Origin of the sequence: Massilia mucilaginosa, from assembly GCF_011682145.1 — a bacterium.
In the GTDB taxonomy this organism is placed as follows: domain Bacteria; phylum Pseudomonadota; class Gammaproteobacteria; order Burkholderiales; family Burkholderiaceae_D; genus Telluria_A; species Telluria_A mucilaginosa.
In genome coordinates, this window is the sequence record NZ_WHJH01000158.1 from 1 (window position 1) to 1,102 (window position 1,102).

The window sequence follows — 1,102 nt, forward strand, 5'->3', positions numbered from 1 at the left end:
TCTCCCCTGGCAAGCACGGCCCAGGCGAGACGAGCGTTCTTCGCGGCGATGGCGACGACCGCTTTTCCATAGCCGACCCGCGCTTGCAGCGCAAGCGCCCATCGGCTGAGCCGGTCACTCTTGTTCGCCGCCAGCGACAGCAATGAGCGCGCTACCATCACCAGAAGGGTGCGCAGGTAGCGATCGCCTGCCTTGTTAATGCGTCCCAGCCTGGTTTTTCCTCCCGAACCAACTCTGCCGGGGACGAGGCCAAGCCATGCGGCGAGCTGGCGGCCGTTCTTGAAGTCATGGCCGTTCCCGATCGAGGCCGTCAGCGCCGAGGCCGTGATCGGACCGATGCCGTCCAATTTCATCAAGCGCTGGCTGGGCACATCGGCGGTGGCGGCCTGTTTGATGTGGGCGTCGTATTCGTCGATGCGCTCATCGAGCACGCTGATGTGGCTGAGCATATCGTCGACGGCCCGGCGCATCCAGGTCGGCAGCGCTTCGCTGGCCGCGCGCGCTTGGCGCCGTACGGTCGTTGCCTTGAGCGGCAGCACGACGCCGAATTCCGCCATCAATCCCCGCAACCGGTTAATGGTGGCCGTGCGCTCCTCGACGAAGCCGCTGCGCACCCGGTGAAGAGTGAGCGTGACCTGCGCGTCGACCGACTTGATCGGCACAAACCGCATGTTGGGCCGCGAAACAGCTTCGCAGATGGCGGCGGCGTCATTGGCGTCGTTCTTCCCCCTCGGACCCTGCATCCGGTAGGGCGAGACGAACTTCGGCGCCATGAGCTTGGGTGTATGGCCGAACTGGAGCAGCGTACGCGCCAGATGGTGCGCTCCGCTGCACGCCTCCATGCCAATGACGCATGGCGGAAACTGGGCGAGCAGATTGAGCAGTTGATCGCGGCGCACGTGGGGGCGCACCAGGCAGGGCTTGCCGCAAGCATCGACAGCGTGGACCGCGAACACGTTTTTAGCCAGGTCGACACCCACGAAGGTGGCATCGTGTGTCACGCCGTTGGCTTGAGTGCTAAACTTTTTCATGACTTCCCCTTTCGATAGTGGCTGACAGATTCGCCAAATTCGTTTAGACCACGCTGACTTACAAATGTCGC

The 1,102-nt window shown here is 63.2% G+C and carries 1 protein-coding gene; it reads right to left on the reverse strand.

Going from position 1 to position 1,102, the window contains the following annotated elements; all coding sequences use genetic code 11:
* A partial coding sequence (locus F2P45_RS34255; RefSeq protein ID WP_166882664.1) for an IS110 family RNA-guided transposase occupies window positions 1-1,031 on the reverse strand: 1,031 nt, incomplete at its 3' end.
* Window positions 1,032-1,102 lie beyond the last annotated feature (71 nt).